Source organism: Agrobacterium sp. LMR679 (genome assembly GCF_027157905.1).
GTDB lineage: Bacteria > Pseudomonadota > Alphaproteobacteria > Rhizobiales > Rhizobiaceae > Agrobacterium > Agrobacterium leguminum.
This window is the reverse complement of the sequence record NZ_JAPVOJ010000001.1, coordinates 2,313,758-2,320,757: the sequence shown is the minus strand read 5'-3', so window position 1 is coordinate 2,320,757 and position 7,000 is coordinate 2,313,758. Positions and strand designations below refer to the sequence as shown.

At 50.8% G+C, this 7,000-nt stretch carries 6 protein-coding genes; 1 reads left to right on the top strand and 5 read right to left on the bottom strand.

The window, feature by feature from the left end; translation table 11 throughout:
- Window positions 1-1,255: 1,255 nt before the first annotated feature.
- The 5 genes from O3W47_RS10685 to O3W47_RS10665 all read right to left on the bottom strand — a co-directional run bounded on the left by O3W47_RS10685 (window position 1,256) and on the right by O3W47_RS10665 (window position 5,392).
- Window positions 1,256-3,079, bottom strand: coding sequence for a hypothetical protein (locus O3W47_RS10685; RefSeq protein ID WP_269313690.1), 1,824 nt, complete (start codon window positions 3,077-3,079; stop codon window positions 1,256-1,258).
- Window positions 3,080-3,173: 94 nt separating this feature from the next.
- On the bottom strand, window positions 3,174-4,103 hold the full coding sequence (locus O3W47_RS10680; protein ID WP_269313689.1) for a hypothetical protein: 930 nt from the start codon (window positions 4,101-4,103) through the stop codon (window positions 3,174-3,176).
- A 114-nt stretch (window positions 4,104-4,217) separates the two neighbouring features.
- Window positions 4,218-4,571, bottom strand: a complete 354-nt coding sequence (locus O3W47_RS10675) for a type II toxin-antitoxin system RelE/ParE family toxin (protein WP_269313688.1) — start codon at window positions 4,569-4,571, stop codon at window positions 4,218-4,220.
- A gap of 2 nt (window positions 4,572-4,573) precedes the next feature.
- On the bottom strand, window positions 4,574-4,825 hold the full coding sequence (locus tag O3W47_RS10670; RefSeq protein ID WP_269313687.1) for a ribbon-helix-helix domain-containing protein: 252 nt from the start codon (window positions 4,823-4,825) through the stop codon (window positions 4,574-4,576).
- A gap of 99 nt (window positions 4,826-4,924) precedes the next feature.
- Complete coding sequence (locus O3W47_RS10665) at window positions 4,925-5,392, bottom strand: Lrp/AsnC family transcriptional regulator (protein WP_135397762.1); 468 nt, start codon at window positions 5,390-5,392, stop codon at window positions 4,925-4,927.
- 121 nt (window positions 5,393-5,513) lie between these two features.
- On the opposite strand from O3W47_RS10665, the gene O3W47_RS10660 reads away from it, so the two are divergent.
- Window positions 5,514-6,992 (top strand): NAD-dependent succinate-semialdehyde dehydrogenase, encoded by a 1,479-nt coding sequence (locus O3W47_RS10660; RefSeq protein WP_269313686.1) that lies wholly within the window; start codon window positions 5,514-5,516, stop codon window positions 6,990-6,992.
- Window positions 6,993-7,000: the final 8 nt, after the last annotated feature.

Below are 7,000 nucleotides of genomic sequence, written 5' to 3'. Positions count from 1 at the left end.
AGGGAGATCGATTTGAGCGACGATCGATCATAATAACAATATCATGATATTGTTATTATGATCGATCGTCGCTCAAATCTGATCTCCACTCCAATCAATTCCATCTCACTCATATAGTTTCCGCACACAACCATTCCCCTGCCATATCGACAATTTCAATATAAAAATCATATATTTACACGCTATCGTCCCGCAATCCGCAAATTGCAGGTCGTAAAACAAGATTCTGGCCACGGATTTTCATCCGCCCTCAAATATTCCTATACAATTCAATGCAGCATATATTTTTATATGTTTCTGCATATATATATATAAATATATGTTTATGGGATCCTCCCGGGTCGAAGGGGTACTCCCTCTTCACCTCGATTTCCAAACTCAAACTCTTCTTATGGTTGTGTAAATATTGCTTTTTGTGCCTACGATTCATAATCTTCGCCACCCTTCGCCTCATCAGGGCTGTATCTGCACGAGCTGCAAGAACGTACATCTCATAAAGACCCATTTGAACACACCTTTCCTATCACGCGACGCAGTTGCGACCGTGTCTTGAGCTTCATCTCTTTTCCCATCAGCCTTTCAGCTCAATGGGCATTGCAACGGGGCACTGAAAATTGCCACCTGGGGAAATAAAGACACTTATCAGTGCCCCACATCAGTGATTTATGCCTGTCAAAGCCTGTCCTTCAGCCAATGCATTTCGAAAAGATAGAGAGGCCCACCACAAACCCAGTCCATCTCTCCTCCGTTCATCCCCACAGGACTTTCACTGTCAGACCCCGAATGTGAGAGTAGTCGTCTCCTCTCACACCGGTGCCGATTCAACGTAAACCCGGAACGTCTCCCGGTTCATCGCGGAACAGAAACATTATAGATCAGGCAAAAAAGGCGAGGATGAACGGGGAAGTAAAAACTTGAAAACAGAGCGTTGAAAAATTAATTTAAAAATATTCGCAAACCAACAGTTCAAAATCTGTTGTGTGTCAATCAATCTCTCGTGTGCCAGACTTTATTTTGGTCGCACCGATCAAAACCTCATTCTGTTTCGATCGGAATAATGTCGAAACACGGCCTGCATTGTCAGCCTCGTCCGCATCTTCAATCCATGGCCAAACCAAAGGCAGAAGGCCATCAATAGGCCCCTCTGTGCCTATGCTATCGATCATAACGTACCAGCGATCACTTTTCGTGGTGTATTTGTGTTTTCTGCCAAGGGCAGCAGCGGCAGCGTGACTTTGTTCGGAAACGTCCAAGGTCACTGCATAGGTAAGCCCCCGCTTTTAGTAAGAATCGAAAACGCTTTAATCGCATTTCTTGTCTTCGCGACCTCGTCCCGAAGCATTGCAATGTTTCTACCGACCTCTTCAAGTGCACTCTCCGAAAATTCATAAAGCTCGATCACAACCGCAGCAATCTCCGGAGGAGCATTCCTTAGCTCCGAAAGAAGTTCCGCAATCAGCGGAATTTTTATCAACTCCAATACACCCTTCGGCCGCTCTGGCTCTGCGCCCACGTCCGCAGAAATCATATAATCGTCCACAACCGTAGCAAAGTCCCGGTCGAGCACCATAAAATCCGCCTCAGGCATTAGCGCGAGTTTCGCTCTGATATGGTAACCAAGGAAATTGTATTCGCTGTCCGACATAATGCGATCAAAAACATCGCCGCGCGCCTTCAAGTAAAACAACATCTCGATTGGCGACGGTAACATACGCGATACGCAATCAAAAACGCCGATATCCCAAATAACCGGCGCTGGATCACCTCCTTTTCGATCAAGCATGGATCGTGACAGATTAGTAACGGCCGGGAACATATCGCTAAGTAACACAACCGGAAACAAGCGAGGGAATTTGGGTAAGTTAATAATTTTTCCGACAGCATCGATACACTGAGCCCCCGCCTTAATCAGATCGCAACTCGACAATGCTTGCTCAAATGGATCCTTGATGGCACCGTTGAAATCTCTTCTCAGCGCTTCAGGATCTCCTGCGCGCGCTTTCAGCGTAATACGCTTGGATTTTGCCTGCAAAACCAAAATAAACTCGCCATACCGGACAAGAACGTCAACTTCCTCGCCCTTGTTACCTTTCGCACCCGGAAAACGAGCATTCAAAAAGACATTTTCCTCCCCAAAAATCCTCCGCATTACGTGGGCTGCCGTCGTTTCCAAAAATAAACCACGGTTTATGGCCGCTTCGTCGCCGTAAGCTTTATCGGCAACCATCCAGTAAAACGGACTCTCGTAGATGCACTCCATCAACCGATACTGGCTAGGTACATAAAGAAAATCGCCAAAATCGATCAACGGTGCAATAGAAACATCATTAATGGAGAATGGAGTATCGAAACCCGAATTAGAGCCCGAAACAGGCGTAGCAAACTTGGCGATGAAACTATTGACCTTCCCGCCAAATTTCTTGCGCAAGACAGCTTTTGAGATAAGTAAGCTGTTGGTGAGGTCGCCGTTGTTCAGTGTTTCGCCCGCCATCCGTGCGCGGCCAATAGAATCCATCTGAGCTGTTATCTGCTCAACGATGAAAGTCCCAATCTCAATCATCGGCCGTACTGAGAGACCCGCATTTTGCAACAACCAGATGCCGTCGGCTTTGTAGCGGTGTCTCGCAAATTTCGCGAACTGGTGAATATAGAAGCTCGACGCGCCATAATATATCGCCTCTCGTGCAAACATACCCAAAGAGACCGGACTCTCAAGAAATTTTTGGGATTCCGGGTCAAACGCCGATGCAGCATCTGCATTGATCCGATCATGCAACTCACGCAACAAGCGATCCGCTCTCAAAGCAAACTTAGATGCTGCTTTAATATTAGCATACGTTACATCACCGAAACTCTGGACGAGTAACCCTAACATGAGCAGTAATTCGTTGGTATTAAGCTTGTCCGTCGACCACCTTTGAGAAGGGGGATCGATAACCTTCCCTTCCTTTAAGTCGACGTTTTGTACCCAATCGCGATAAATAATTTCAGAGATATCGTGCAGCGCGCCCTCAGATTGCGCAAGTGTTCTCAAGTCTTCGAAAATGACGTCCATCGATCTTGGCGATGTATCGATCATGGTCACCCCTCAACGCATGGGTGGGAATTTCACAGTAATCTCTCATTGAGATTCAGCTTAAAATAAAGCGGATACGAAACATAATAATTTTTAACTAAAATAGTAACGGCATTCGCGAATGCCTCTCAACAGAAAAGTACTTGAACCAATCGATAGGCTCTCCAGAAATCGTATCGGGCGAGAATCCCTCGACAAAGTAGTTATTTTGACCACGTATCCATCTCAACGTTTCAGCGTCATCGAACAGCGCATTGGAGAAATCACAATCAATAAATTCATGATACACCTCAAATTCTTTCGAAGTCCAAAAGTCCCGTATCCGAGTAATATGACATTCACTAAATTTACATGTATCAAATTCCGCACTAAATATGACATTTTCGCAAGCTTCAAACTTAACGTTACGAAAATTGTGCTTCTCATCCTCCAGTCCAAATTTCCAATCGAGCCCCAAGAAACAACCGTCAACATAAGTTACATTCTTCACACCGTGAAGTAACTTCCATCGTATTTTAGAATTTACTGCCTTAAATCGTGTCCCTCGATCCGAATAGCGCCCAATACTCGCGCCCCTTTTTAGCGCCCGAAATGCCTCTTCCTGATACGTGTGCTCATGAGTGCTACCCATTTCACGTTGAACCAAGTCTGCTATCAGGTTCATTGCTTGGATCGCAAACTCTTCATCATCACCCATGACCAAGACAGCTAGCGTCGAGATTCCTGCGGAGACGTGCGACTGCTTTTCAATTTCCCCAACAAGTTTTGCACCCTCTTGGAGAAGTTTCGCCTTACTCTCTCGCTCGGAAAGGTGAAGTTGACTCGCAGCCAGATCAGCCTGACGTGTTGTAATCTTTCCGCGCCAGTTAGCTGTGCAGTATGTCACAACTGCAAAAAGGGCGACACCGAATGGAGTAAATAACTGAACTTTCCACAAATCATCTTTATCAACCCCGCCATCAAATACCCACACCGCCACGACAATAAATATTAATAATGTAAAAATGGCAGAAGTTACGGACAACATTTCCCAATTTTTCTCAGAAATACTGGGGTATTCGTGGGCTATTTGATTTTTTTATATTCTTTTCCCACCATGTTTTTGTACACTTTCTTGGATAAAACCGTAGGCTCTAACCGGTTAGATAATGCCTCTAGCATCGAGCGCCATGAGATCTTCTCTCAAGCGTACGGCCATATCCATCCGCTCGTGCAGAATACTCATCACGCCCAAGTCGCCGATATCAAGCTTTCGAAAAAACAGGTAATGATGCTGATACCGGCTGAAATAAGCCTCACTCTTGAGGTCACCGGGGACGGCAAGTCTTTGGGGAAGACGCCGCCATAGCACATGGTTGCCGCAAAGGTGCTGCAAATGCGCGTGCAGGCCACGTATATAGGTCTCAGCCTGCGCTTCACCCCAAGTATCCACGGTGTCGCGCCAGATTTTATCCTGTTGGGCGTCGGCAGGCGCATAAAAGCGGTAAGCTGCCATAACTAACGTCGTTTGTTTCGACCGACTACATCGTCAGCAGAGACAGCTACAAATTCGCTGTCATCCGCACGCATGGCGAGAGCCAGTTCCTTTTGCAACGCATCCCACGCCTCGTCGCGGGTTTGCAGGTCCCGCCGGATAAGCGCTCGAATATATTCGCTCGCATTCTCATAAAGGCCGTTATCACCAATCTGCTGCTGGATGTGGTCTTGCAGCGCACCGCTGACTTTGACGTGAATACTACCTGACGCCATAGCATTTCCTTTCGCTCTCCTCGATTATGAAAAGCGTAGCATATATTGTCAATATTCATCACAGCGCATGGCGTCATGAGGAGAAGCCCTTCCGTCCACTCATGGGTCGATTGGAAAGGCGAAGCCCGCCTTGACGCGGTCCATGACGACCATCGTCTTGAACCCCTTGATATCGTGGTTCTCGTAAAAGAACCGGCGGGTGAAGGCCTCGTAGTCCTCCATGTCCTTGGCCGTGATAACCAGGATGAAATCGGCATCGCCAGTCACATAATAACCGATCATGACTTCCCGCGTGGCGCGAATGGCGGCTTTGAAACGGTCGACAATATCGGCCCTTTCCCGCTCCAGCGAGACGAGAACGATCATGGTGATGCCACGTCCGACGGCCCTGGGCGAAACGATTGCCACATCGGCTTCGATCACCCCCTCATCACGCAGGCGCTTCAACCGACGCTGGCACGCGGTTGGCGACAGGTTGACGATTTTGGCCAGCTCTTCCGATGTCAGGCGATTGTTCTTCTGCACGGCGTCAAGCAGCGCCCGGTCGGCTCGGTCAATCTGTGTCATGCGGGATTCCTGCATCTGGATGTCGAACTAAGCATTATTCCTGCGTCGAAGCGTTCTTAAACGCAGTCAATCAATCATGCAGCGCAGTTAAGCTTCTGGCAAATGAAAAGGGAACTTGCCGATGGAAGCTATCGCCAGCGCAGCGCTTAAAAACCTTCACCGACCGGAGCTGATCGAGCATCGTGCCTTTCTGGACGGGCAATGGGTGGCGCGCAAGGAGACGCTGGGCGTTGTCGATCCGGCAAGCAGAGATCATCTGCTCGATGTCTCTTCCTGCTCCCTGAACGACGTGGACGCCGCAGTCGAGGCTGCTGGCAGAGCATTTCTCCGGTGGCGGGACATGCTGCCCGTGGAACGCGGCGATATCCTGCGGACATGGGGCCGGCTGATGCGTGACAATGCCCGCGACCTCGCTGTTATCATCAGCGCCGAACAGGGAAAGCCGCTTGCGGAATCGCTCGGCGAAATTTCCTACGCCGCGGCCTTTCTCGACTGGTTTGCGAGCGAAGGCGAAAGATCCTATGGCGAGACAATTCCAAGCCACCTCAAAGGCGGCAATCTTTCCGTGCGGATGCAGCCGATAGGCGTTACGGTGGCCATCACGCCCTGGAATTTTCCCTCAGCCATGATCGCCCGCAAGGCCGGCGCGGCCCTTGCTGCGGGCTGCACGATGATCGTCAAACCGGCGCCTGAAACCCCGCTTTCGGCGCTGGCACTGGCGAAACTGGCGCAGGAGGCGGGCATGCCGGCGGGCGTTTTGCAGGTTCTGCCGGGTGAAGCCGCGCCGCTCGCGCGCCGCCTGCTGGAGCATACCGAGGTGCGGGCATTTTCCTTCACCGGTTCGACGGAGGTGGGACGACTCCTCCTCACGCAATCGGCGGCGACCATCAAAAAAGCCTCGCTGGAGCTTGGCGGCCACGCACCCTTCATCGTCTTCGCCGATGCGGACCTGTCCCAGACCGTGAAAGGCTGCCTCGCCGCCAAATTCGCCACATCGGGACAGGACTGCCTTGCGGCAAACCGCATCTATGTTCAACGCGGGCTTTATGACCGTTTCATTGAGCGGTTTGCCGATGCGACCTCCAGACTGACCGTCGGCCATGGCCTTGAACCCGGTATCGACATCGGGCCGATGACACGGCCGTCCGTCGCCGAAAAGTGCCGTCAGCAAATTGCGCAGGCGCTCTCTTCCGGCGCGCGCCTCGTCTGCGGCGGGCAGGACAGCCCGCTCGGCGGCAATTTCGTCACCCCCACCGTGCTGGCCGATGTGACTGACGACATGCTGATCGCGCGCGAAGAAACCTTCGGTCCGGTTGCCGCCATCCTGCCCTTCGATGACGAGCGGGAGGTGGTCCGCCGCGCCAATGCCACGGAGATGGGGCTTGCGGCCTATGTCTACACCAACGATCTCGGCCGGGCGATGCGCCTGACGGACCAGCTGGAATACGGCATGGTCGCCGTCAACACGCCGAAATTCACCGGCGCGCCCATTCCCTTTGGCGGCTGGAAACAATCCGGCCTTGGCCGCGAGGGCTCGCGTCATGGCCTCATGGAATATCTCGAACCCAAATATGTCTGCTTCGGCAACCAGGCTGCCTGAAAGGAACT

What these genes read in the sequence shown, in the direction of transcription:
- O3W47_RS10685 (WP_269313690.1), bottom strand. Translation starts at nt 3,079, where the DNA reads ATGATCGATACATCGCCAAGATCGATGGACGTCATTTTCGAAGACTTG.
- O3W47_RS10680 (WP_269313689.1), bottom strand. Translation starts at nt 4,103, where the DNA reads ATGTTGTCCGTAACTTCTGCCATTTTTACATTATTAATATTTATTGTC.
- O3W47_RS10675 (WP_269313688.1), bottom strand. Translation starts at nt 4,571, where the DNA reads ATGGCAGCTTACCGCTTTTATGCGCCTGCCGACGCCCAACAGGATAAA.
- O3W47_RS10670 (WP_269313687.1), bottom strand. Translation starts at nt 4,825, where the DNA reads ATGGCGTCAGGTAGTATTCACGTCAAAGTCAGCGGTGCGCTGCAAGAC.
- O3W47_RS10665 (WP_135397762.1), bottom strand. Translation starts at nt 5,392, where the DNA reads ATGACACAGATTGACCGAGCCGACCGGGCGCTGCTTGACGCCGTGCAG.
- O3W47_RS10660 (WP_269313686.1), top strand. Translation starts at nt 5,514, where the DNA reads ATGGAAGCTATCGCCAGCGCAGCGCTTAAAAACCTTCACCGACCGGAG.